At 64.6% G+C, this 23,684-nt stretch carries 16 protein-coding genes; 3 read left to right on the top strand and 13 right to left on the bottom strand.

Annotated elements, in window-relative coordinates:
• Positions 1–145 precede the first annotated feature (145 nt).
• From IVB18_RS17110 to IVB18_RS17100, 3 genes are all read right to left on the bottom strand, one after another.
• A complete protein-coding gene (locus IVB18_RS17110; protein WP_247990200.1) occupies positions 146–2,434 on the bottom strand; it encodes a DUF1522 domain-containing protein in 2,289 nt (762 codons plus the stop codon).
• 327 nt (positions 2,435–2,761) lie between these two features.
• Positions 2,762–5,050 carry a DUF1522 domain-containing protein gene (locus IVB18_RS17105; protein WP_247990199.1) on the bottom strand — a complete coding sequence of 763 codons (2,289 nt, stop codon included), beginning with the start codon at positions 5,048–5,050 and terminating at the stop codon, positions 2,762–2,764.
• 364 nt (positions 5,051–5,414) lie between these two features.
• Positions 5,415–7,703, bottom strand: coding sequence for a DUF1522 domain-containing protein (locus tag IVB18_RS17100; protein WP_247990198.1), 2,289 nt, complete (start codon positions 7,701–7,703; stop codon positions 5,415–5,417).
• 321 nt (positions 7,704–8,024) lie between these two features.
• On the opposite strand from IVB18_RS17100, the gene flbT reads away from it, so the two are divergent.
• Positions 8,025–8,450 (top strand): flagellar biosynthesis repressor FlbT, encoded by a 426-nt coding sequence (gene flbT, locus IVB18_RS17095; RefSeq protein WP_247990197.1) that lies wholly within the window; start codon positions 8,025–8,027, stop codon positions 8,448–8,450.
• A 73-nt stretch (positions 8,451–8,523) separates the two neighbouring features.
• On the opposite strand, the gene IVB18_RS17090 is transcribed toward flbT, so the two are convergent.
• The 9 genes from IVB18_RS17090 to IVB18_RS17050 form a co-directional block, all read right to left on the bottom strand.
• Complete coding sequence (locus tag IVB18_RS17090) at positions 8,524–10,023, bottom strand: aspartate aminotransferase family protein (protein WP_247990196.1); 1,500 nt, start codon at positions 10,021–10,023, stop codon at positions 8,524–8,526.
• On the bottom strand, positions 10,020–11,273 hold the full coding sequence (locus IVB18_RS17085) for a hypothetical protein (protein WP_247990195.1): 1,254 nt from the start codon (positions 11,271–11,273) through the stop codon (positions 10,020–10,022). Before IVB18_RS17085 ends, IVB18_RS17090 begins: the two co-directional genes overlap by 4 nt.
• A gap of 1 nt (position 11,274) precedes the next feature.
• Positions 11,275–12,924, bottom strand: a complete 1,650-nt coding sequence (locus IVB18_RS17080) for a hypothetical protein (protein WP_247990194.1) — start codon at positions 12,922–12,924, stop codon at positions 11,275–11,277.
• On the bottom strand, positions 12,914–13,696 hold the full coding sequence (locus IVB18_RS17075) for a hypothetical protein (RefSeq protein ID WP_247990193.1): 783 nt from the start codon (positions 13,694–13,696) through the stop codon (positions 12,914–12,916). Before IVB18_RS17075 ends, IVB18_RS17080 begins: the two co-directional genes overlap by 11 nt.
• 69 nt (positions 13,697–13,765) lie before the next feature.
• On the bottom strand, positions 13,766–15,640 hold the full coding sequence (locus IVB18_RS17070) for a flagellar protein (RefSeq protein WP_247990192.1): 1,875 nt from the start codon (positions 15,638–15,640) through the stop codon (positions 13,766–13,768).
• Positions 15,641–15,660: 20 nt separating this feature from the next.
• Complete coding sequence (flgK, locus tag IVB18_RS17065) at positions 15,661–17,544, bottom strand: flagellar hook-associated protein FlgK (RefSeq protein ID WP_247990191.1); 1,884 nt, start codon at positions 17,542–17,544, stop codon at positions 15,661–15,663.
• Between the two features lie 35 nt (positions 17,545–17,579).
• Positions 17,580–19,832 carry a flagellar hook-basal body complex protein gene (locus IVB18_RS17060; protein WP_247990190.1) on the bottom strand — a complete coding sequence of 751 codons (2,253 nt, stop codon included), beginning with the start codon at positions 19,830–19,832 and terminating at the stop codon, positions 17,580–17,582.
• Positions 19,833–20,011: 179 nt separating this feature from the next.
• Positions 20,012–20,524 (bottom strand): peptide-methionine (R)-S-oxide reductase MsrB, encoded by a 513-nt coding sequence (msrB, locus tag IVB18_RS17055; RefSeq protein ID WP_247990189.1) that lies wholly within the window; start codon positions 20,522–20,524, stop codon positions 20,012–20,014.
• A gap of 86 nt (positions 20,525–20,610) precedes the next feature.
• Complete coding sequence (locus IVB18_RS17050) at positions 20,611–22,071, bottom strand: FAD-dependent oxidoreductase (RefSeq protein WP_247990188.1); 1,461 nt, start codon at positions 22,069–22,071, stop codon at positions 20,611–20,613.
• Positions 22,072–22,164: 93 nt separating this feature from the next.
• Here IVB18_RS17050 and IVB18_RS17045 point away from each other — a divergent pair, with 93 nt between their 5' ends.
• Together IVB18_RS17045 and IVB18_RS17040 are read left to right on the top strand one after the other, a co-directional pair.
• Complete coding sequence (locus IVB18_RS17045; protein ID WP_247990187.1) at positions 22,165–22,701, top strand: histidine phosphatase family protein; 537 nt, start codon at positions 22,165–22,167, stop codon at positions 22,699–22,701.
• Between the two features lie 71 nt (positions 22,702–22,772).
• Positions 22,773–23,198, top strand: coding sequence for a universal stress protein (locus IVB18_RS17040; protein ID WP_247990186.1), 426 nt, complete (start codon positions 22,773–22,775; stop codon positions 23,196–23,198).
• A 169-nt stretch (positions 23,199–23,367) separates the two neighbouring features.
• Here the strand turns inward: IVB18_RS17040 and IVB18_RS17035 are convergent, their stop codons facing one another.
• Positions 23,368–23,604 carry a DUF1127 domain-containing protein gene (locus IVB18_RS17035; protein ID WP_247990185.1) on the bottom strand — a complete coding sequence of 79 codons (237 nt, stop codon included), beginning with the start codon at positions 23,602–23,604 and terminating at the stop codon, positions 23,368–23,370.
• Positions 23,605–23,684: the final 80 nt, after the last annotated feature.

Genomic DNA, 23,684 nt, shown 5'->3' with positions numbered 1-23,684 from the left:
TTAACGCCGCTTTAAGCGATAGGGTTAACGAGAGGTTAACGCCCTGCCCGGCTGTGGATCGGCTGATCCGGAACGCCTGTAGTCAACGAAAAACGGCGGGGCCGAAGCCCCGCCGCTGTATCAGTTCTGCGATATCTGCCGCGATTTAGCGGAGCAGCTGGAGCACGCTCTGCTGCGACGTGTTGGCCAGCGACAGCGCGGAGACTGCGATCGACTGGCGGGTCGACAGCGCCTGGCTGTTCGCGGCTTCGACGTTGGTGTCGGCCAGCGTCAGGTTCGACGAACCGGTCTGCAGCACGTTGATCAGGTTCTTGTTGAAGTCCTGACGAACCTGCACCACCGAGAGATTCGAACCGAGCGCCGAGGCTTCTGACCGCAGCGTGCTCGATGCAGCGTTCAGATTGGTCAGCACCTTGTTGGACGCGGCGTTGTCGATGAAGTCGACGCCGACGGTCAGCGCGGCGAGGCCGAGACCCTTGGAGTTGTAGGTCACGCCGGTGATGTTCAGGTTCGACTTGCCGGTCTCGTCGAACACCAGCTTGAGCTGGTCGCCGTTCAGGAGGTTGACACCGTTGAACGAAGAGTCCTGCGAGGTCGTGTCGATCTGGTTCAGGATATTGTTGTACTGAGAGACCAGGTTCGCACGGGCCGTCTGCGCAACTGCATCCTGGATAGGCGTGGATGCCGTCGAGAACGTCAGCGCCGAGGTGAGCGTGCCGCCGATCGCACCGCCCGCGGTGGTCGAGCCAAGCGTCGAAGACGCGTAGTCGTTGGACGCGGTGATGGTGAGTTGACCGTTGGCATCGATCGTGGCGGCCAAGTTGTTGGCCTGAAGCTGCGTATTGAGCTGGTCGAGCGTCTTGACCGTGCCGTTGGTGCCGTCGCCGAAGGTGACGTTGACCGCCGTGCCGCCGTTGAAGGCGGTGAAGGTCAAGGTCTTGCCGGCAATGCCGCCGATGCCGGAGGTGCGGGCCGCCTGGAAAGCCGTCGCCGCACCGGTGTTGCCGGCGAGGCCGAGCGCGTTCAGCACGTTGCCCGAGCCGGTAATCGAGAGATCGGCATTGATGCCGGTCGCGATCTTGAGCTGACCGGAGGTGTTGATCGACGAGGCGGACTGACCGGTGGCGGTCGACAGCGTCGCAGTGCCGTTGGCGGCAATGCTTGCGCTCTGCACGCCGGTGGCGAGATCGATCGCGTTCAGCACGTCGGCGACCGTGCCGGCCTGGAGATAGACTATCGAATTGCCGTTGCCGTCGGTGATCACGTTACCGCTCTTGCCGGAGCCGGTCGGGATCGTCGGAGCGCCCGCGGATCCCGGAACGGGAGCGTTCTTGAAGGTGATGGTATGACCATCGACGTTCAGCGACGAGCCGTCCTGGATCAGCTGACCGAGCGAAGCGGCGCTGGTGGTGCGGTTGACGTTCACCGTGGCATTGCCGCCGCCGCTGGCGGTGCTCAGGCCGAGAGCCTTCAGCAAGTCGGCCTTGCCGGTGACGCTGAGGTCGGCGCCGGTCGAGCTGCGTAGCGTGACCTTGCTGGCCGTCGTGGTGCCGACGTCGGACGCGGTCTCGCCGGCGCTGGTCGCGATCGTCGCAGCGCCGGTGCTGATCACAGCAACCTTGACACCGCTTGCGAGGTCGATCGCGGTGGCGAGATCGCCGGCCGTGGCAGCCGGAGCGGCGGTGGTGCCGAGATAGACGGTCGAGTTGCCGCCGCCGTCGGTGACGATGTTGCCGCTGACGCCCGAGCCGCTGGTCACTGCGGTCGAAGCCGGAGCAGAACCCGCGCGGAAGGTGATGGTCTTGCCGTTAACGGTGAGCGTGTCGCCGTCTGCGGGCTGGGCATTGCCGATCAGGCCAGTCGCCGTCGCCGCGCCGTTGGCGATCAGGGTGATGCCGGCGCTCAGAGCCGTCGAACCGTCACCGGCAGTCGCCGTCAAACCGGTATCAACGCCCTGGGTCGCGCCGAGCGTGACGGACGAGGTCGCCGCATGCACGCCGCCTGCCGTGCCGTCATACAGCACGTTGCTGGAAGCGACAGCGCTGGCAAAACTGGTGGTACCGCGCAGGTCGGCAGCCGTCGCACCCGAGATCGTGGTGGAGACGTTGGACTTGGTGGAGTAACCGACCGTGGTCTGCAGCGCCTGGTTGGCGATCGACTTTGCGCTGTCGATCAGCTTCTGCAGCGAAGTCAGGCCAGTGTTGGCGGCCTGCAGCACCTGCACGCCGTTGGCGATGCCATCGAGCAGGTTGTTGATGTCGCTGGCGCGGTTGTCGAGCGACTGTGCGGTGAAGAAGTTGGTCGGATTGTCCAGGGCCGAGTTGACGCTCTTGCCGGTCGACAGACGGTTCTGTGTGGTGGCGAGGAGGTCGGCGGTGGACTGGAGAGACAGCAGGTTCTGACGAACCGACGCAGAGAGAACAATACCGGACATGACTTTTACCCTTCTGGCTTACGCGTCTTCGTTCGATCGCGATGTGATCGAGTGACGGGCACAGCCTGCGTGGACATGTCTAACAAAGGGTGAAACGAGTCCCGCCTGCATAATCGCCGGTTCACCATAAACCGGCGAGAGACGTTGGCACGGCCGACAATCAGACTGAAATCATTGGCATTTCTCTGCGCTTACGCTCCATTAACCATAACCGACCGTTACTTTTTAAGGGCTGAGCAAGGCATCTCAACTCCCCTCCCGGCAAAACAAAAAACGGCGGGGCCGAAGCCCCGCCGCCTTAACTTGTCTTGCGATGTCTGCCGCGACTTAGCGGAGCAGCTGGAGCACGCTCTGCTGCGACTGGTTGGCCAGCGACAGCGCGGAGACCGCGATCGACTGACGGGTCGAAAGTGCCTGGCTGTTGGCCGCTTCGACGTTGGTGTCGGCCAGCGTCAGGTTCGACGAACCGGTCTGCAGCACGTTGATCAGGTTCTTGTTGAAGTCCTGACGAACCTGCACGATCGTCAGGTTCGAACCCAACGCGGAGGCCTCCGAACGCAGCGTGCTCGACGCGGTGTTCAGGTTGGTCAGCACCTTGTTGGTCGCGGCGTTGTCGATGAAGTCGATACCGCCGGTCAGTGCAGCGAGGCCGAGACCCTTGGAGTTGTAGGTCACGCCGGTGATGTTCAGGTTCGACTTGCCGGTCTCGTCGAACACCAGCTTAAGCTGGTCGCCGTTCAGCAGGTTGACACCGTTGAACGAGGAGTCGAGCGAGGTCGAGTCGATCTGCTGCAGGATGTTGTTGTACTGGTTGACCAGGTTCGAACGCGCGGTCTGGGCAATCGTATCCTGAGTGGGCGTGGACGCCGTCGAGAACGTCAGCGCGGTGGTGAGCGTACCACCGATGACGCCGCCCGCGGCGCTCGAGCCGATCGTCGAAGACGCGTAGTCGTTGGTCGTCGAGATCGTCAGCAGGCCGTTGGCGTCGATCGTCGCAGTCAGGTTGTTGGCCTGGAGCTGCGAGTTGAGCTGATCGAGCGTCTTGACCGTGCCGTTGGTGCCGTCGCCGAAGGTGACGTTGACCGCCGAACCACTGTTGAAGGAGGTGAAGGTCAAGCTCTTGCCGGCAATGCCGCCGATGCCGGAGGTGCGAGCCGCGGTAAAGGCGGTGCCCGTGCCGGTGTTGCCGGCGAGGCCGAGCGCGTTCAGCGCGTTGCCCGTGCCGGTGATCGACAGGTCTGCGTTCACGCCAGTCGAGATCTTGAGCTGGCCCGAAGCGTTGATCGAGGAGGCGGACTGACCGGTGGCGGTCGACAGCGTCGCAGTGCCGTTGGCGGCAATGCTGGCGGTCTGCACGCCGCTGGCAAGATCGATCGCGTTCAGCACGTCGGCAATGGTGCCGGCCTGCAGATAGACCGTCGAGTTGCCGGCGCCGTCGGTGATGACGTTGCCGCTCTTGCCGGAGCCGGTCGCGATCGCCGGAGCACCCGCGGAGCCGGGAACCGGGGCGTTCTTGAAGCTGATGACGTGACCGTTCACGTTCAGCGTCGAGCCGTCCTGGACCAGCTGACCGAGCGAGGCGGCGCTGGTGGTACGGTTCACGGTCACCGTCGCATTGCCGCCGCCGCTGGCGGTGCTCAGGCCGAGAGCCTTCAGCAAGTCGGCCTTGCCGGTGACGCTGAGGTCGGCGCCGGTCGAGCTGCGTAGCGTGACCTTGCTGGCCGTCGTGGTGCCGACGTCGGACGCGGTCTCGCCGGCGCTGGTCGCGATCGTCGCAGCGCCGGTGCTGATCACAGCAACCTTGACACCGCTTGCGAGGTCGATCGCGGTGGCGAGATCGCCGGCCGTGGCAGCCGGAGCGGCGGTGGTGCCGAGATAGACGGTCGAGTTGCCGCCGCCGTCGGTGACGATGTTGCCGCTGACGCCCGAGCCGCTGGTCACTGCGGTCGAAGCCGGAGCAGAACCCGCGCGGAAGGTGATGGTCTTGCCGTTAACGGTGAGCGTGTCGCCGTCTGCGGGCTGGGCATTGCCGATCAGGCCAGTCGCCGTCGCCGCGCCGTTGGCGATCAGGGTGATGCCGGCGCTCAGAGCCGTCGAACCGTCACCGGCAGTCGCCGTCAAACCGGTATCAACGCCCTGGGTCGCGCCGAGCGTGACGGACGAGCCGGCAGCGTGCACGCCACCCGCCGTACCATCATAAAGCACGTTGCTGGTGGCAACCGTGCTTGCATAAGACGTCGTGCCACGCAGGTCGGCAGCCGTCGCACCCGAGATCGTGGTGGAGACGTTGGACTTGGTGGAGTAACCGACCGTGGTCTGCAGCGCCTGGTTGGCGATCGACTTTGCGCTGTCGATCAGCTTCTGCAGCGAAGTGATGCCGGTGTTGGCGGCCTGCAGCACCTGCACGCCGTTGGCGATACCATCGAGCAGATTGTTGATGTCGCTGGCGCGGTTGTCGAGCGACTGTGCCGTGAAGAAGTTGGTGGGATTGTCCAGAGCCGAATTGACGCTCTTGCCGGTCGACAGACGGCTCTGCGTGGTGGCGAGGAGGTCGGCGGTGGACTGGAGAGACAGCAGGTTCTGACGAACCGCCGAGGAGAGAACGATACCGGACATAAGCTGTTACCCTTCTGGTACGCAACGCGACAAAACTTCGATTAGGATTAATCGATGACCGAGACGGTGAACGGAGGTGGCTAACAAAGCATGAAGCGTGTCGCGCCAGTCCTTGCGCGGATTCACCATATGCGCGATCAAAGCAGAACCGGGCTCAGACGCATCATCATGATCGGATGATACTTTTTCGCGTTAGCGCCGGACGTTTGCCACTTGTCAACCATAACTGAGAGTGAGCAAACGGCTGCATCCGAATGCATCGTCTTCGCTTCGTCGCACGACGTCTTCGAACGCTGGCGCAAAAAAGAAAGCGGCGGGGCCGAAGCCCCGCCGCCTTAACTTGTCTTGCGATGTCTGCCGCGATTTAGCGGAGCAGCTGGAGCACGCTCTGCTGCGACTGGTTGGCCAGCGACAGCGCGGAGACCGCGATCGACTGACGGGTCGACAGCGCCTGGCTGTTCGCGGCTTCGGTGTTGGTGTCGGCCAGCGTCAGGTTGGACGAACCGGTCTGCAGCACGTTGATCAGGCTCTTGTTGAAGTCCTGACGAACCTGCACCACCGAGAGGTTCGAACCGAGGCTCGACGCTTCCGACCGCAGCGTGCTCGAGGCAGCGTTGAGGTTCGACAGCACCTTGTTGGTCGCGGAGTTGTCGATGAAGTCGACACCGCTGGTCAACGAAGCGAGGCCCAGACCCTTGGAGTTGTAGGTCACGCCGGTGATGCTCAGGTTCGACTTGCCGGTCTCGTCGAACACCAGCTTGAGCTGGTCGCCGTTCAGCAGGTTCACACCGTTGAACGAAGAGTCCTGCGAGGTCGTGTCGATCTGGTTCAGGATGTTGTTGTACTGGCTGACCAGGTTGGCTCGCGCCGTCTGCGCAACCGTATCCTGGACGGGGCTGGAAGCCGTCGAGAACGTCAGCGACGAGGTGAGCGTACCACCGATGACGCCGCCCGCAGCACTGGAGCCGATCGTCGAAGACGCGTAGTCGTTGGTCGTCGAGATCGTCAGCAGGCCGTTGGCGTCGATCGTCGCAGACAGGTTGTTGGCCTGGAGCTGCGAGTTGAGCTGATCGAGCGTCTTGACCGTGCCGTTGGTGCCGTCACCGAAGGTGACATTGACCGCCGTACCACTGTTGAAGGAGGTGAAGGTCAAGCTCTTGCCGCTGATGCCGCCGATGCCGGAGGTGCGAGCCGCGGTGAAGGCGCTAGCCGTACCGGTGTTGCCGGCGAGGCCGAGCGCGTTCAGCGCATTGCCCGTTCCGGTGATCGACAGATCGGCGTTCACGCCGGTCGAGAGCTTGAGCTGACCCGATGCGCTGATCGACGAAGCGGTCTGGCCAGTGGCGGGCGACAGCGTCGCAGTGCCGTTGGCGGCAATGCTGGCGCTCTGCACGCCGCTGGCAAGATCGATCGCGTTCAGCACGTCGGCGACCGTACCGGCCTGCAGATAGACCGTCGAATTGCCGGCGCCGTCGGTGATGACGTTGCCGCTCTTGCCCGAGCCGGTCGCGATCGCCGGAGCACCGGCGGAACCCGGAACCGGGGCGTTCTTGAAGCTGATGACGTGACCGTTCACGTTCAGCGTCGAGCCGTCCTGGACCAGCTGACCGAGCGAGGCGGCGCTGGTGGTACGGTTCACGGTCACCGTCGCATTGCCGCCGCCGCTGGCGGTGGTGAGGCCGAGAGCCTTCAGCAAGTCGGCCTTGCCGGTGACGCTCAGGTCGGCGCCGGTCGAACTGCGCAGCGTGACCTTGCTGGCCGTCGTGGTGCCGACGTCGGACGCGGTCTCGCCGGCGCTGGTCGCGATCGTCGCAGCGCCAGCGCTGATGGTCGCAACCTTGACACCGCTTGCGAGGTCGATCGCGGTGGCGAGATCGCCGGCCGTGGCAGCCGGAGCGGCGGTGGTGCCGAGATAGACGGTCGAGTTGCCGCTGCCGTCGGTGACGATGTTGCCGCTGACGCCCGAGCCGCTGGTCACTGCGGTCGAAGCCGGAGCAGAACCCGCGCGGAAGGTGATGGTCTTGCCGTTAACGGTGAGCGTGTCGCCGTCTGCGGGCTGGGCATTGCCGATCAGGCCAGTCGCCGTCGCCGCGCCGTTGGCGATCAGGGTGATGCCGGCGCTCAGAGCCGTCGAACCGTCACCGGCAGTCGCCGTCAAACCGGTATCAACGCCCTGGGTCGCGCCGAGCGTGACGGACGAGCCGGCCGCATGTGCGCCGCCAGCCGTGCCGTCGAACAGCACGTTACCCGTCGCAACCGTGCTTGCATAAGACGTCGTGCCACGCAGGTCGGCAGCCGTCGCACCCGAGATCGTGGTGGAGACGTTGGACTTGGTGGAGTAACCGACCGTGGTCTGCAGCGCCTGGTTGGCGATCGACTTTGCGCTGTCGATCAGCTTCTGCAGCGAAGTGATGCCGGTGTTGGCGGCCTGCAGCACCTGCACGCCGTTGGCGATACCATCGAGCAGATTGTTGATGTCGCTGGCGCGGTTGTCGAGCGACTGTGCCGTGAAGAAGTTGGTCGGATTGTCCAGAGCCGAGTTGACGCTCTTGCCGGTCGACAGACGGTTCTGCGTGGTGGCGAGAAGATCAGCGGTGGACTGGAGGGAGAGAAGGTTCTGACGAACCGAGGAGGAGAGAACGATACCGGACATTGGGTGTTACCTTTCTGGTAAACGACGCCTACTGTTACGCGTCTGCTTGGATCGAGATTGACCCAGCGACCGGCGGACCGTGGCGCGGAGTCCTCTAACGAAACATGAAATGAAATCGGCGCTTTTGCTGAGTCGGCGCGCGATTCGGCCGATCTGCGGACCGGCAACGCTGCTCCGCCGGGTGATTTTGTCTTTGATATAATTGAGTTTTTCCGCGGCGATGGCCGGGATTCACAACTCGTTAACTAATGTTGATGGAGTATTGCGCCCTGATCCGCCGCAACACACGCTCGGTTACGAAAGCGTTGATGGAGAACAGGCATGGCCCTCAAGGTCGAGCTCAGACCGCACGAACGCATCATTGTCGGCAACTGCGTGATTACCAACACCGACCAGCGCGCCCGCCTTCTGATCGAAGGCGAGAACGTGCCGATCCTGCGCGAGCGCGACATCCTCACGCCGGAGACCGCCGACACGCCGGCCAAGCTCGTCTATCTGGCGGTCCAGCTCATGTACATCTCGCCGGATCCGCAGACCCAGCACGGCACCTATTTCAACCTGGTGCGCGATATCGTCACCGCCGTGCCGAGCTCCTGGCCGATCATCGAGGGGATCAACAACCACATCATGAGCGGCGATCTGTACCGGGCCCTCAAGGATGCCCGCAAGCTGATCGCCTATGAAGAGAAGCTCCGGGATCAGTACGAGGCCAGCCATCCCAAGAACGACGTCAGCTCGGCCGCCTGAGCACGTTTCGTACATTCGAACGAAAACGCCCCGGACCATGTCCGGGGCGTTTTTGTTTCAGTCGCCGTTGACCTCACTGCGCCGCGAGCGGCGGCGCCTCGACCTCGATCAGACCATTGCCGGCCCGCCGCGCGCCAAACTCCAGTACCGCCGACACCAGCGCGTCGATGTCCGTCTCGTTCGTGCGGTGATTGACGATCGCGGCGCGGATCGCGAACTTTCCGGCGAGCGTCGTGCTCGACGGCGCCGCAACGCCGGACTCCTGGATGTCGGCGACGATCTCCCGATTGATCTCGTCGGCGGCGCGGTAGCGGAAGCAGACGATGTTGAGATTGACCGGCGCCAGCAACTCGAGCCGCGGCTCGGCGAGCACGCGCGTCTCCAGATATTTTGCCAGCGCGCAGCTTCGCGCGATCACCCCGCCCAGCCGTTCGGTGCCGAACGTCTTCAGTGTGAACCACGTCTTCAGCGCGCGGAAACCGCGCGACAGATCGGGGCCGAGATCGCAGGGCCAGACCGCGCCCGCGGCCAGGCCCCTCGCCTCGCGCCGCAGATAAGCTGCCGGCTGCGCAAAGGCCTGCCGGTGCCGTTCGCCGTCGCGCACCAGCAGGAAGCCGGCATCGTAAGGCACTTGCCCCCATTTATGGAAATCGAGCGCGATCGAATCCGCAAGCTCGATGCCGGCGAGTAGCGGCGCGAGCTCGGGCGAGAGGATCGCCAGCGCACCGAACGCGCCGTCGACGTGAAACCAGATTCCTTCCTCGCGGCACAGCGCCGCAACCGCCTTGAGATCGTCGATCGCGCCGATATCGACCGTGCCGGCGGAAGCTGTAACCAGGAACGGCTTGAAGCCGACCTCGCGATCGATCGCGATCTGCGCGCGTAGCGCAGAGACATCGATGCGATGATCGGCATCGACCTCGATCTTGCGCAGCGCATCGGTGCCGAAGCCAGCAATGTCCATCGCCCTTGAGATGCAACCGTGCGCCGCCTTCGAGGCATAGGCCGTGAGCAGCGCGCCGTCATTGCCAATGCCGTGCTGCCGCGCCAGCGTGCCGAGCGCGCTGGTACGCGCCACCAGCACCGCCATCAGATTGGCCATCGAGGTACCCGTGACGAAGATGCCGCTCGCGCCCTCCGGAAAGCCGAAAAGACCGCGCATCCAGTCGACGATCTGGCGTTCGACCTCGATCGGCATATGGTCGCGCCCGCCGAGATTGGCGTTGAGTCCCGCCGCGAGCATTTCCGCTAGCATGCCGACCGCCGTGCCGCCGCCATGCACCCAGCCCATGAAGCCGGGATGGACGTTGCCGGTCGCATAAGGCGCGACGCTCTCCGAGAACTCGCGATAGACCTCGGCCAGATCAGTCGGCTCGCGCGGAACGTCAATCCTGAACGCCGCGCGAACATCGTCGGGTATCGGCTGCCAGACCGGGCGCGCGCGAACATTGGCAATGCTGTCGATGGTCTCGTCCAGCATGCGATGGGCGAGCGCGCGAAATTCGTTCCAGTCCTGCGGATCGAGCGAAGTATGGGTGACGGCCGGTTGCGTCTTGCGGACGATCTCGTTCATGTTGCACTCCCCTCGCCTGCCTTTGCGTGGCGCGACAGCATCGCCGTGAACGCGGCAAAGATCTTGCGCATCTGCCGCGGCTTGTACGGAAACACCACCGGCGAATCCATGTTGTGCACGACGGCGGTGTTGTCGGCTTCGAAGACCAGCAGCTCGCGGTTCTGGTTCTCGGCACAATCGACGATGAAATAGTCGAGGCCAACGCGCCTGCTCATTTCGTCGAGCGCACTTTTGTGTCGCGCAGCGAAGGCTTGGTCGAAGTCGAGCATGAAGATCGCTTCTTCGGCCCGCTTTTCCTCGCTGAACGCCATGTAAGCGTTGAGATACCAGATGTCCCAGCGATCGGCGATGGCCATGTGACAGGCGTAAGGTTTGCCGTCGACCATGGCGAGTCGATATTTGCGATAAAACCCGTCGGGGCTCACATAATCGACGAAACACGCGACGAAGAAATCCTGCTCTTCCCGATCGGCAAGATAGGCCGCGAGCACCGAAGCATCGTCGAGCTTCGCGAGCCCGACGCCAGCATGCGAGCCACGTGGCCGCGCGATCATTGGAAAGTGCAATTCGCCCGCGATGTCCTCGCAATTGATCCGTCGTTGCGACAGATCCGACAATTGCGCACGCGTTGCATGAACGGTCGCGGGAATGTCGAGACCGGCGACACCCGTCAGCAGCCGATACAGCTTGTCGCGATCGAGGTTGCCGATGAAATCAGGGCGATTGAGCAGCGGCCGCGGCCAGTGCGGCGCGGCCTTCTCGATGAGCGCGAGCGCCTCCCGGCATTCCTCGGAATCGGATGCTACCACGATGGCGACGTCGTGATCGGGCAATGTCTCCGGCAGGCCGACGCCGTCGACGACATAGAGCGTTAACAGCTCGATGTCGGACTCCTCGAGCAGAAACTCGATTGGCGTGTTGCCGCCCATGTCGATCGCGGCCGCGAGCGCGAGCACGCGCACGCGCGGCTTCTCGACCGCGCAGGGCGCGCGAAACAGCCGATGGAAGGTGAGCACCTCCGCCTGGATCGCCAGGCCCGCCTGCTTGTCACCGAGAAGCTGGACGATCAGCGACAGATCGAGCCCCTCGCCGGCGTGCGCCGCGCCTTCGGAAATCTTGGCAACGAGATGGTCGCGCAACAGGTGCAGATCCACGCCCTCGAAGGCCTGGCGCGTCAACTGCGCAAAGCCGATGCGGTCGGCATGCTGCGCCGCGGTGGTGCCGATCGGCGATAGAACTGAATGTTGCATCTCAAACCCCGAGGATAGGCGTGTCCGGCGATACCGCGCCGGCGGCGCGGTCAAGCAGCAGTTCGATCTTCACCAGGACATGGGCGATCCGATCGAGTACATGCTGAAGATTGCGTCGCGCTTGCGCCTCGTCCGCGGACCAGGCCTCCGTCACGAGCCGTGCGCCGACGCAGAGGCGCAGCACGGCCTGGGGCGCGTCGTCCTGCCGCTCCAGCCGAACCGGCTGGCCGATCAGGCAGCGTTGCGCGGCAACCTGCCGGTCCGCGGCGCTGCCGCTGATCCCGTCGTTCATGTCGGCCGCCAGCGCGCGATGAACGGCGCTGGTCTCGGCAATCGAGACCGGTCTGCCGTCGCGCAGCAGCGTGAACGGAAAGATCGTGGCTTGAGCGAATTCCTCATCGTCCACGCCGGCCTTCTCATGCACGGCTGGAACGGCCTGGAGCGACGGCGACAGCGCGATCATGCTGTCGATGCCCGCCGCGAGCTCGGCCAGCGCCTTGGTACGGAAATCCCCCGGCACGGCGTAGTAGCTGCCGATCTCGGCGAGTGCCGCCTCCCAGCGCAGCCATTGGCCGAAATTCGGCCGGCGCTCGAAACGCGAACGCAAGGTGGTCCAGGCCTTCGGCCAGTCGCTGCGGCCGGCATAGTCGAAGAATCCCGGCGCGATCCCATCGACCCGGTCGATCGCCCGCGAAAGACCTTTCGGCACCAGCAGCGCGCCGCTGAAGGCTGGCCCGCCGAAGAACTTCGAGCCGGTCATCAGCACCATGTAGCCGCGCTCCAGATAGGAGCGCAGCCGTCGGCGCCCGAGCCGCGCCTGGCAGGCATCGACGACGACCTGGATCTTGCCGGGCCACCGCCGCGCGATCTCGTCGAGGCAAGCCGCGCTCGGCGCGCGCCAGCCGAGCTTTGACGAATCCATGATCTGGAGCAGCACGGGCGCGCCTCGCGAGATCGTGGCTTCGACCGCACGCAGCACTGGGGCATCCGCATCCGGACGCATCGCCGTCCCAAGCGCGGTATCGAGCAGCGGCAGCGCGATGCCGTCGCCGGCGAGTCCCGCCACCGCACCGTCCTTGCGCACCGAAATTCCGCTTGCTGTCATCGAGCTGAAATGGTGTCCGCGCGCGGTGTACGCCGTGCCGCTTCCGGTCTGGTCGGCTCCGACCACGATCGTCACCGGCGGCGCGCCGAGCACCGCGCGGGCCAGGAACAGGGCTTGGAGCTGGGAGTCCGTGCCGGACGGCGAGAACACGATGTCCACCCGCGGCGAGAGCTGGAGGTGGCCGCGCAATTCGTCGCGCATGTCTTCGCAGCGCGCATCGAAGGCGACTTCGACCTCGTCGAACAGGCATTTGTGCACGAGCTCCTCGCGCGCCAGTGCGGCGCGGTCATAGGCGGCCTTCGAGATCGGTGATGCCGTTGAGGAGGCGAAATTCCAGATTTCGGGCGACGGCGACGGCGCGCAGCCATAGGCGTTGACGCGGTCTCTCGGATCGAGCGCCAGCCGCGGGTCTCCGCCGGAGACAAGCAGCGTATCGAGCGGCGTGAAGAGATCGCGCAGGCGGTAGCGCGAGCCGCCGTCGGACGCGCGCTCGGTGGCTGGCAGACGGGATGCGCCGGCGCTCATCCCTGGAGGCTCACGCCGCATCGGCTGCCGCTGCGGGAGCCGGCGCGAATTGCGAGGCGATATCGCCGTGGAACACCGACGGTCCGACATGATCGAGCGAGCTCTGGAGGTCGGCCCAGATCTCGCCGCCGACGTCGGTCCAGCGCTTGCAGAAAGCGAAGTCCTCGGAAAGATAAGTGCCGGTCACCGGATCGATCATGCATTCGAACAGCGCGAACCGGTTCTGGCTCGTCGCCAGCGAGTCGTGCGAATGCTCGCGGAAGAACTGCAAACCAGCGTAGTTTGGATGGCGGCACATCGCCTCCAGCACGTGGCGCCGGATCATCAGGAAGCCGGTGCCGGCATAGCGCACGCGGGTAAAGCCGTTGACCACGACGATGCGGTCGGGATCCTCGATCTCGAGCACGTAATCGAGCGAGGCCGCCGGCAAATCGGCCCTGCCCGCCTCGATCGCCCGCTTCGCCTTGTCCCAGTTGACGCGCTTGATCGGGTAGCAGCCAGCGACGACATCAGCTCCGCATTCGATCAGCCGGAACACCTGCTCCGGCTTGAACCCGATGTCGGCATCGATGAACAGGAAATGCGTCGCCTTGGGATCGTCCAGGAACATTGCGACCAGATTGGCCCGCGCGCGCGTGATCAGCGCATCACCGTCGCGCAGCAGCACCTTGAGCTCGAGATTGGACATGCCGTGCACGGCGCGCTGGAGCGCAAAGATCGAGCTCGCATAGATGCTCGACACCTGCCCGCCGAAGCACGGCGTGGCCACCACCAGTTGCATCCTGTCCGACATCGACGGCCCCGCCCGTTCAAATCCTCACCGAGAGGTAAACAGGCATGGTTAACGCCGCCTTAATGGTCCCTACAGGAACTTGACGAGCGAGAGCTGCGCGAGGTTCGAGGTGGTCTGGTAGGACGCCTGGAGCGCGTTTTGCAGCGACAAAATTTCACTCGCCACCTGGTCCGGGGAGGCCGACTCCGCTTGGTCGATGATGGTCTGGAGCTGCGCCTTGGCCTGAGTCTGGCGCGTGCTCGCATCCTTCATCGTGTTCTGGGCCATCGCGATGTCGGTCTGGATATCCTCGACATGCTGCTGCCCGGGCTGCTGGGTCAGCGCCTGCGTCACCCGCAGGCTCAGCGCCGAAACCTGGCCACCCGAATAGGTCCCGGTCGGCGAGGTCGAGAACGTGCCGAACACGGCGACCGCCTGCAACTGCCGCCGGATCGCATCCTCGTCGGCCTGCGCGCCATATTGTACGGTGATGGAATCGTCGACCCGCGCCACCGCGGTCGAGCGCGGCGAGCCGGGGCTATCATTGCCCTGGTACCATTTCACGGTATTGGCCGAGCCGTTCACCAGGGTGGTAGCGGAACTCGCCGGCGACGAACCGACGCGCAGTGGCGGTTGTTGGGCGGTGACCGGAGACGAGCTGAAACCGAGCGAACCCAGCGCCCCCGTGTTCGAGCTCGAAATGTTCAAAGTGGCCGCATCGTCCGTGTTGATCGTGATCGCGCCGCCATGGATGGTCGACGGCTTCGACGTACCCGTGATCGAGTCGATCTTGCCCAGCAGGGTCTGGATGCTGTCGGTGACGTTGAGCTGATTGCCGGTCGCGCCTGAATTGACGAAGCTGAGCGTGGTGCCGTTGACGGTGATGCTGTCGCCGGCGACGAAGCCGGGCGAGATCGAGTCCGAAGGGCTCGCCCCGGACAGCGCGGTCGCGCCGGTGATGGGCGCAGGCGTCGCCGCCTGGTTGTTGACGGGCGCGCCGATCGCCGAACTCGCGGTGTTGAAGAAATTGTCGCCGGCGACGATGGCGGATGCGGCCACCAGCGAGGTGTTGGCGAGCTTCTGAATCGCGGTGTTCAGCGCCGTATTGAGGTTCGAGGCGGTGTTGGTCGGGGTGATCGCATCGATCGCGAAGCTGCCGAGTGGGGTCGGCGTGGCGGTGGAGGCGGTCAGGTCGATCTGCTCGGTCGTGCCGTCCGGCAGCGTGAACTTGACGCTCAGCTTGTCGCCGTTGCTCGGATTGGTGCCGTTGAGATCGACCGAGAACGACACCGGCGAGCCGCTCGGGCCGGTGACGGTCGCGCCCGTCAACGTCGAGGAGACCGCTGCGATCTTGAGCCCGAACGGCGATCCGGCGACGTCTTCTGACACCTGCACCGAGCTCGGTGTCGGCTGCGTCTGCACCAGCCGTCCCATCCCGTTGGCGCCGAGGTCGGCGGCCTGGCGCTCCGCCATGACGGTCTTGAAGCCCGACTGCGTCGTGGTGCCGTTGATGATGTCGCCGGCGTCCGCGACCGACTGCGTGCTGACCGCGGTTCCGGAGAACAGATAGCGGTTGCCCGACTGCGTGTTGAGAACGCCGACCATCGAGCCGAACTGGGCCGCAGCGGTGTTCTGCGCGACGGTCTGGCCGTTGACGTTGAGGGACTGCGCCGTATTCGCGGCGCCCGTCTGCACGGTGCTGCGGATCGTCGTCAGCGCCTGCAACGCCGTGTTGGCGAGGTTGATGTTGACGTTGACGTTGGTCATCGTGTCCGTGTACGCGGCGATGTTGGACAATTGCGAGCGTGAGGCGATTGCAAAACCCTCGTTGGTTCCCATCCCCGAATAGTTCTGCGACAGCTTGCCCGTCGCGAGCTGCGTCGACAGATCGGTGAGCTGCTGATTGATGTTGCGGATCTGCGAACCCAGAACCGACGAAGAGTAGTTGATGCTGCTGATCGACATCTTTCAGAGCCCTGTACTGGTTACCCTTGAGCCTGGAGCAAGGTGTTCATCATGCTCTGCACCACCGACATCACGTGGGCGTTGGCGGCATAGGCATTCTGAAGCTGGATCAGGTTCGACATCTCCGAGTCCAGGTTGACGCTGGAGGTCGAGTTGAACTTGGCCTGGAGCGTCGAGACCACGACGCTCTGGCCCTCCTGGAGCTGGGTGGCCTGGGTCGCGGCGTTGCCCTGGACACTCAGGAACTGCTGGAGGTAGTTCGAGACGTTGCCGCTGAACGGCTGGCTCGACGAGCCGAGGCCGGTCTGCGGCGAATATGAGAACACCGCAGTGGTGAGCTGCGAATAGAGAAAATCCGAGCGCGTGGTGTCGCCCGCGGGCGTTACCGGCGAGGTGCCGTAGACCGACATCCTGGTCGGGTCGGTGGTCAGCTGTGTGTTCACGGCGATGCGCCCGGCAAGGCCGGTCATCTGCGAACCCGACGCCGTGATCGCACCGGTGTAGAGCGCCTGCCCGCCGTCGGTGAACAGCGGCAGTTGCGGATTGCCCGAGGTCAGCGACGAGATCGTCTTGGTGATCGAGGACGAATTGACCTTGGCGAGGCCGGTGTTGTCGTCGGTCACCCGCAGCGTGGTGGCCGTCGCCGGCGACGGGGCGGCGGCGAACGACAGATGCGAGCCGGACAGCGCGGTGTTGAGCGCGGAGGCGATCGCGCCGATGCCGCCGGAGAAGTTCACCCCGATCTGCATCGGATTGGCGTTGGTGGCGTTCTGGAGCGGCAGCGCCGCCGGATCGGTCACGTTGACCAGCGTGATCTGGCGCTGCGTGTTGGTGGCCGTGTCCGTGTAGGCGATGTTGACGCTGTTGCCCGGCGCTGCCCCGGCGAGGTCGAGATCGAACCCGGCCGGCGGACCGGAGACCGTGCTGCCAGCCGTGGTCTTGTCCGACAGCGCGCTCGACATCGTCGCGGCGAGCTGGTCGATCTGGTTCTGCGCCTGCACCAGCGTCTGGTCGCGCAGCTTCAGATCGGCCGCGATCTGGCCCGAGGAGACCACGTTGTTGGCGACGACGTCGACCGACGATCCGTTCGGAAGCTTGATGTTGAACGCACCGACGCCGGACTTGGCCGGATCGATGTTGTAGAGCGATGTCGCCGAAAGGGCACCGGCAGAAGCAAAGGTGAAGTGCGAGGCAAGCCCGGCGCCGACCAGCTGGATACCGGTGGTGGTGTAGATGTTGGCCTGGTTCGAACCGTCGGTGGTGACGCGGACGTCGACATATTTCGACAGCGTATTGATGGCCTGGTCGCGCTGGTCCATCAGCGTCGCAGCCGAGGGGTCGTTCGCCGACAGGCCCTGGAGCTTGGTGTTGATGTCGGCAACCTGCTGCATCGCCGCGTTGGCCTGCTGCGCCGAGGTGCCGAGATCCTGCTCGACGTTGGAACGGAGCGACTGGATGCCCTTGGTGGTGAGGTTGAGCTGCTGCGCCAACGTCTGCGCCGCGCCCAAGGCGACCGTCTGCGCCGACGACGAGCCCGCGCTCGTCGACAGCGCCTGGAGCGCGGTGGTGAAATTGTTCAGCGCGGTTTCGAGCGTGCCGCTATTGCCGGGCGTGCCATAGACGTTCTGAAGCTGCTTCAAGATGTTGGCCATCTGGTCGGCGTAGCCGCTGCCGCCGGTCTCGGTGCGCAGCTGATTCAGCACGTAAGTGTCGAGCTCCCGGCTGACGCCGGTCGTCATCGCCGTCGAGCCGAAGTCGCCGGTGGTGACTTCGATCTGGTTCGGCGTCTGGACGACGTAACCCGGCGTCTGCGAATTCGCGACGTTCGAGGACACGATCGAGAGCGCGGCTTGATTGGCGCGCAGACCGCTCATCGCACTGGCGAGGGCTGAACTCAAACCCATTTTGACTAGCCGCCTTTGGTTACGTTACGCGCCGATCAGCGCAACACGTTCAAGAGGTCCTGCACCATCGAATTCGCCGTCGTGATCACCTTGGTGTTGGCCGAATAGGCCTGCTGGGTCACGATCAGCTTGGTGAATTCGTCGGCGATGTCAGTGTTCGAGCCTTCCAGCGACGAGCCGCTGATGGTGCCCGAAGCGCCGTCGATCGCAGGCCCCGACTGTTCGGTCGCGGCGTAAGCGCCGCCATCGAGCGCCTTGAGATAGTTGGTGCCGTTGAAGTGCGACAACGATACCTGTGCGAGGTCGAGGTTCTGGCCGTTGGAGAAGGTGCCGACCACGAGGCCGTTGTTGTTGACGGCGACCGAGCGGAGCTGACCGGCGGCGTAGCCGTTCTGGGTGATGGTGTTGATGGTCACCGCGCCGCTGGTGCTGGCATATTGCGTCAGCCCGCCCGAGGAGATGTTGAAGGAGACCGAGCCGAGCGACTGGCCGCTGACGCTGACGTTGTTGATGGTGATGCCCGAGCCGCTCGGCGAGGTGAGCGAGCCGTCGGCGGCAAAGGTAAAGGCCTGGCCGGTGTTGACCCAGCCGACCGTCGTGCCGGTCGCATTCGGGTCAGTCTGGTAGAACATGTTCCAGGTATCGGCATGGCCGGTGCCAAGCGAGGCACTGTCGGTCTTGGCCCAGCGCAGCTGCAGGTTCACCGGCGTGCCGGCGGCGTTGTAGGCGGTCACCGCACCACCGCTGATCGATTCCTTGGTGAAGGTGGCGATGTCGTTGCCGATCACGCCGCCGGTGCCGGCGGTGCCGCCACCGTCGCGATTCTTGGTGATGGTCGAGGTGAAGCCGAGCGCGGCGAAAGCCGCGCTGTTGGAGCTGGACACCGACAGGTTGGAGACGGTGCCCGTGTTCAGCGTGATCACGCCGCCGCTGCTGACCGAAGATCCTGACGCACCGGAGAGAAAGTCGATCTTGCCGAGCAACGTCGTGATGTTGTCGGTGATGTTGATCTGGTTCGCAGTCGACGCGCCCGAAGTCATGAAGGTCAGCGTCTGGCCGTCGACCGTGATGGTATCGCCAGCCGCGAAGCCCGACGAGAGCACCTCGGCGCCGCCGGCGGTCGCACTGCCGCTCAACACCGTGGCGCCGGTGATCGCGGGCGAGGACAGCACGTTGCCGCCGCGCGTTACGCTGCTGATGCCGAGGGCCGTGGCTGCCGTGCCGCTGTTGACCGGTACGTCGGTGCCGGTACCGGTCGATATCTGGATGTTGCCGCTGGCAGAGAGCGTGGCCGTGACGCCGGCGCCGCCGGCGGTCTGAATCGCGTTCAGGATGCTGGCCACCGTGGCCGTTGTGCCCGCACCGAGGCCGATCGTGGTGTTGCTGCCGACGGTCGAGACGGTGGTGCCGCCGTTGAAGGTGATCGTGTTGCCATTGACGGTCAGCGTCTGGCCGCTCAGCGCGGTGAGAATGCTGGAGGCGAGATGCGTGCCCACGGTGTTGTCGAGGGAGGTGGACGTCGAAGCCACCGCGGACGAGTTGTTCTGGAGCGGAACCGTGCCCGTCCCTGTCGTCGACGAATAGGCCGAACGGATGTTGCCGGTGGCGGCTGCACCGGACACCGTCGCGTTGGTATAGGGCGCGGGCGGTGTGCCCACCGGCAACGGGTTGGCCTGGAAGTCCGACGGATTGAGGCCGCCAGCCGCAAGCAGCGAGCCACTCGCCGCCGTGGTGCTCGCCACCGTGTTCGGCTGGGTCGGCAGGTTCGCCGCGTACTGGATCGAGGTGGTCGCCTGCGCCGGGATGAAGTTGTTCTGGAATTTCAGGACTGTCGCGACGTTGCCCTGCGGGTTGCCGGTCTTCGGGTCGACCGTGACGCCCATCAGGTAATAGCCGGCGCCGTTGACCAGGTTGCCGTTGGCATTGAGCTGGAAGTCGCCGCGCCTCGTGTAATAAGTGACGCCGCTGAACACCGGGGAGTTGTCGACGATGCCGGTCGCCTTCTGGATCGAGAAGAAGCCGTCGCCGGTGATCGCCATATTGGTGGCGACGGTGGAGCCCGAGATCGTGCCCTGCGTGGTGATGGTGGCCTTGGCGTTGGCCGTCACGCCGCCCGCGACCTGCTTGCTCGGCACAGAGGAGTCGGGAATGAGATCGACGAAGCTGGTCCCGATGCCCTTGTAGCCGGTGGTGGATGAGTTCGCGATGTTGCCGGAAATGTTCTGAAGCGCGTAGGACTGCGCCTGCAGGCCACCCACCGAGGTGTTCATTGCATCGAAGATACCCATAACTTTGTCTCCAAATCCGATCTCGACGGCCGGTCGACCATGGCCGCAGTCGGGGGAGACAGTCGCAAGGGCTATGCCAATGCGGGTATTCTCAGGAAATCAACGACTTAAATAGGAAGGCCCCGGTCGGACGACCGGGGCACAATTGCCGGCCCGGCAACAATTGCCGAGATCAAACCTCACGTAGCGGATGGCGCCGCCGGGTGGAAGACCAGCCCGAAACCGTCGATGCAGTAGCGCAATCCGGTCGGCTTTGGGCCATCATCGAAGACATGGCCGAGATGGCCGCCGCAGCGGCGGCAATGCACCTCGGTACGGAGCATGCCGTAGGTGCGGTCCTCGGTCTTGCCGACATTGCCCTCGATCGGCTGGTAGAAGCTTGGCCAGCCCGTGCCGCTCTCGAACTTGGTGTCGGAAGCGAACAGCGGCAGGTCGCAGCCGGCGCAGGCAAAGATGCCCTTGCGGTGCTCCTTGAGCAGCGGGCTGGAGCCGGGCCGCTCGGTGCCCTCTTTTCGCAGGATCTCAAATTGCTGCGGCGTGAGCTGGGCGCGCCACTCGGCCTCCGTCTTCTCGATCTCGAATTTCTCCGCGACCTTCTCGCCAGCCTCGGCCGGGGATCCTCTCAGCCAGCGGAAGGCCGAAAGGCCGAACAAGCCGGCGACGGTCGTCATCAGGATGCGGCGATCAAACATCTCATTCTCCGTGCGCGAGAAGTCCACGCCCTGAGATACGGGGTCTAACGGCCGACGTTACACTTCCGGGCGGGATTTTTCTCAACTTATTGAGAGACGCCCTGGTCGTGGGAGGCTGGTTCCGCGCCCTCAGCCGCTTGCGGCGTCGGCGGTCGGGCCAGCCGGGGTCGAACACCGGGCGGCGGACGGCGCGGACCAGTGCCGGCGGCCCTGTTGGCCTCTGCCAGCCGCGCCTCGCGTTCCCCCTCCTTGACCCGCGCCCGCTCGCGATAGCGGGCAAGCGAACCCGCGGCAGCGGAACTCGCCCTGCCCCAGATCCCGACCATCTGGCCCGCGACCCGCCCGGTCGTGCCGCCCGCCCAGACCAGCTCGAACGGCGAGAACAGCCGCCAGCGCTCATCGCCCCACAAGATGCTGCGGGCGATCAGCTGTCCGGCCATGGCCGAGGTGTTCATGCCCTGACGTCCGAACCCGCTCGCCACCCACAGACCTTTGCGCAACTGGCCAATCTGCGGCATGCCGTGCACGGTCTGGCCGGTGGCGCCGCCGAACGTATCAGTGATTTCGACATTGCCGAGACCGGGAAAGATGGTGCGGATCCTGCGCCTGATGGCTCCGGCAAAGCGCTGCGGGCGCGCGGCCCAGGTGGTCTCCGGGCTTTCCCACATCAGGCGGTCGCCATCGACGAGGCGGAAATGGTCGACGCCGTCGGAATCCATCACCGATCCCTTGAAGGCGATGATCTCATGCACGCGCTCACCGAGCGGCGCGGTAATTCCGGCATAGCGCCAGACCGGCAGCAGCGTCTCCGACAGGCGCTTCAGCGGCGCACCGAGATGGATGTTGCCGGCGAGCACGATGTGGGTGGCGCGCAGCCGCGCCGAGGGCGTGACGATGCGCTTGCGGATACCGGAATGATCGATGCTGACGACCGGCGTATCCTCGAAGATGCGGGCACCCGCCCGCCGGGCCAGCGCCGCGAGGCCATGCACATATTTTCGGCCATCGACCTGGAATGCCCGGGGATAGTAGACACCGTGGAAGTAGTGATCGGTCTTGAGCACCTCGCGGACGCGATCGGCTTGCCAGCCCTCGACCTCGGTGTCGAAATACTCGGTGAGCATCTGCAATCGGCTGATCAGCCGGTCGCCAGCATCGACGTTGGAGACCTCCAGCACGCCATTGCTCGGGCCGATCCCCGGCATGTTCTCTTCCGTGGCGTTGGCGCGGACGAACTCGGCGCCCTCCTTCGACAACGCCCACAATTCGCGCGCGTCTTCGAAGCCGATGCGTTCGATCAGCTCGGTGAGCGGCAGCGCAAAGCCCGGCATCACGGTGCCGAGCTGATTGCCGGAGGCGTTCCAGCCGATATGGCGGCCCTCGAGCAGGGCGACGCTGGCCCCGAGCCGGGCCGCCTCGAGCGCGATGGAGAGCCCGGCAAGCCCTGCTCCGATGACGCAGATGTCGGCGTCGAGCTCGAACGACAGCCGGGCGCGCTCGCGAAAGCCGGCTTCTTCCTGGGACACGCTTGTGAAAGTCTCGTTCATGTCGTTTTCTTAAAGGACTGTGCGTGCGCTTGTCACCTTGTCCTCAGCCGGCGCCGGTAGATTATCCTGGATGCGTAACGATTCGAGAATGCCATGCGCCGTTTGATGCTGCTGCGTCACGCCAAGACCAAGACTGACGCGCCCAGCGGCCGCGACCAGGACCGGCGGCTCGACGATCGCGGCCACAAGGATGCCGCAGAGATCGGTGACTGGATCGCTGCCCATCCGCCCTTTCCCGACGTCGTGCTGGTGTCTCATGCCGTCCGGGCCCGGCAGACCTGGGACATCGTCTGGGAGGCGATGAATGACCGCGTCGCGGCGCCACAGGTCGAGATCCTGCCAGAACTCTACGGCGCCGACCCCGCGCAAATTCTCGAATCCATTCGCACTGCAACCATCCCGGCCGATCCGCGGCACTTAATGCTGGTCGGGCACAATCCGGGCATGCACGAGGTAGCGCTGATGCTGACGGGCGGCGGTGATCCGGCCGGCGCCAAGGCGCTCGCCGGCAATCTGCCAACCGCGGGGCTTGCGATCTTCGACTTTGACGTCAAGGATTGGGGGGACGTGGCCTACCGCCGCGGCAAACTGGTGCTGTTCGTCAGTCCTAGGCTGCTTCGACTGGGATGAGACGCGCGGGCGCCGTCTCGACCGGTTGATCCGGCCTGATCGCAAGACGACCCGAAGCTTTGGAGGCGCAGATGTTCAATTCCATCCTCGTGCCCATCGACCTCGCCGATACTGATCTGGCAAAGCCGGCGATCGCGACCGCGGCAACGCTGTCGCAGACCTGGAGCGGCGCGGTACGCCTGCTCAACGTGCTGCCAATGACGCCGGTGATGCTGGCAGAATACGTCCCGGCCGATTTCGACGAGCAGCAGCGCCAGACCTCGGAGGAGGCGCTCGCCATCGTCGCGCGCGAATCCGGCATCGACGCCTCCCGCATCTCCAGCGTGGTGCGCCAGGGCGGCATCTATCACGAGATACTGGAGGAAGCCGCGCACGTGAAGGCAGATCTGATCGTGATGACCTCACACCGGCCGGCGATGCGCACCTATTTCCTCGGCTCCAACGCCGGGCATGTGGTGCGCTATGCGAAGTGCTCGGTGCTGGTGGTCAGGCACTGACTGTCGCAACAAACTCTGTCATTGCGAGCGCAGCGAAGCAATCCAGACTGCCGCCTCGGAACGATTCTGGATTGCTTCGCTGCGCTCGCAATGACGACGTTGAGGCATTGTACGCCTCCGGCAATGCCATCGTGCCCGGGTCTATCCCGAGCACAATTGTCAAAGCGCCTTACAGATATCGCGTCAGCTCGGCTTTGACCTGCCCGTAGACGGCGTCCTCGATCTGGCTGCGCGTGATCCCGATGTCGCGCAGGGCGCGGTCGTCGAGTTCGTTCAGCGTCTTGACGGCCGAGCGGTGCTCCAGGCGCTCGAACAGCGCATAGACACCGCTGGCGAGCGCGCGGAAAAATCCGCCCGATGAGGATGGGCGTAAACTCCGCCCCGAAGTTTGCGAGATCGTGGTCATTTTTCTTCTCCGGCCTAGTGTCCCGCGCGGCGAAGCCGATGCCGTTGGCGCAAACGCTGAGCGTCTGCACCTCATATGCC

Source organism: Bradyrhizobium sp. 186 (genome assembly GCF_023101685.1).
In the GTDB taxonomy this organism is placed as follows: Bacteria; Pseudomonadota; Alphaproteobacteria; order Rhizobiales; family Xanthobacteraceae; genus Bradyrhizobium.
This window is presented reverse-complemented; position numbering and strand designations above follow the sequence as displayed.

What these genes read in the sequence shown, in the direction of transcription:
- flbT (WP_247990197.1), top strand. Translation starts at nt 8,025, where the DNA reads ATGGCCCTCAAGGTCGAGCTCAGACCGCACGAACGCATCATTGTCGGC.
- IVB18_RS17040 (WP_247990186.1), top strand. Translation starts at nt 22,773, where the DNA reads ATGTTCAATTCCATCCTCGTGCCCATCGACCTCGCCGATACTGATCTG.
- msrB (WP_247990189.1), bottom strand. Translation starts at nt 20,524, where the DNA reads ATGTTTGATCGCCGCATCCTGATGACGACCGTCGCCGGCTTGTTCGGC.
- IVB18_RS17045 (WP_247990187.1), top strand. Translation starts at nt 22,165, where the DNA reads ATGCGCCGTTTGATGCTGCTGCGTCACGCCAAGACCAAGACTGACGCG.
- IVB18_RS17090 (WP_247990196.1), bottom strand. Translation starts at nt 10,023, where the DNA reads ATGAACGAGATCGTCCGCAAGACGCAACCGGCCGTCACCCATACTTCG.
- IVB18_RS17060 (WP_247990190.1), bottom strand. Translation starts at nt 19,832, where the DNA reads ATGGGTATCTTCGATGCAATGAACACCTCGGTGGGTGGCCTGCAGGCG.
- IVB18_RS17105 (WP_247990199.1), bottom strand. Translation starts at nt 5,050, where the DNA reads ATGTCCGGTATCGTTCTCTCCTCGGCGGTTCGTCAGAACCTGCTGTCT.
- IVB18_RS17050 (WP_247990188.1), bottom strand. Translation starts at nt 22,071, where the DNA reads ATGAACGAGACTTTCACAAGCGTGTCCCAGGAAGAAGCCGGCTTTCGC.
- IVB18_RS17085 (WP_247990195.1), bottom strand. Translation starts at nt 11,273, where the DNA reads ATGCAACATTCAGTTCTATCGCCGATCGGCACCACCGCGGCGCAGCAT.
- IVB18_RS17035 (WP_247990185.1), bottom strand. Translation starts at nt 23,604, where the DNA reads ATGACCACGATCTCGCAAACTTCGGGGCGGAGTTTACGCCCATCCTCA.
- IVB18_RS17075 (WP_247990193.1), bottom strand. Translation starts at nt 13,696, where the DNA reads ATGTCGGACAGGATGCAACTGGTGGTGGCCACGCCGTGCTTCGGCGGG.
- IVB18_RS17100 (WP_247990198.1), bottom strand. Translation starts at nt 7,703, where the DNA reads ATGTCCGGTATCGTTCTCTCCTCCTCGGTTCGTCAGAACCTTCTCTCC.
- IVB18_RS17110 (WP_247990200.1), bottom strand. Translation starts at nt 2,434, where the DNA reads ATGTCCGGTATTGTTCTCTCTGCGTCGGTTCGTCAGAACCTGCTGTCT.
- flgK (WP_247990191.1), bottom strand. Translation starts at nt 17,544, where the DNA reads ATGGGTTTGAGTTCAGCCCTCGCCAGTGCGATGAGCGGTCTGCGCGCC.
- IVB18_RS17070 (WP_247990192.1), bottom strand. Translation starts at nt 15,640, where the DNA reads ATGTCGATCAGCAGCATCAACTACTCTTCGTCGGTTCTGGGTTCGCAG.
- IVB18_RS17080 (WP_247990194.1), bottom strand. Translation starts at nt 12,924, where the DNA reads ATGCGGCGTGAGCCTCCAGGGATGAGCGCCGGCGCATCCCGTCTGCCA.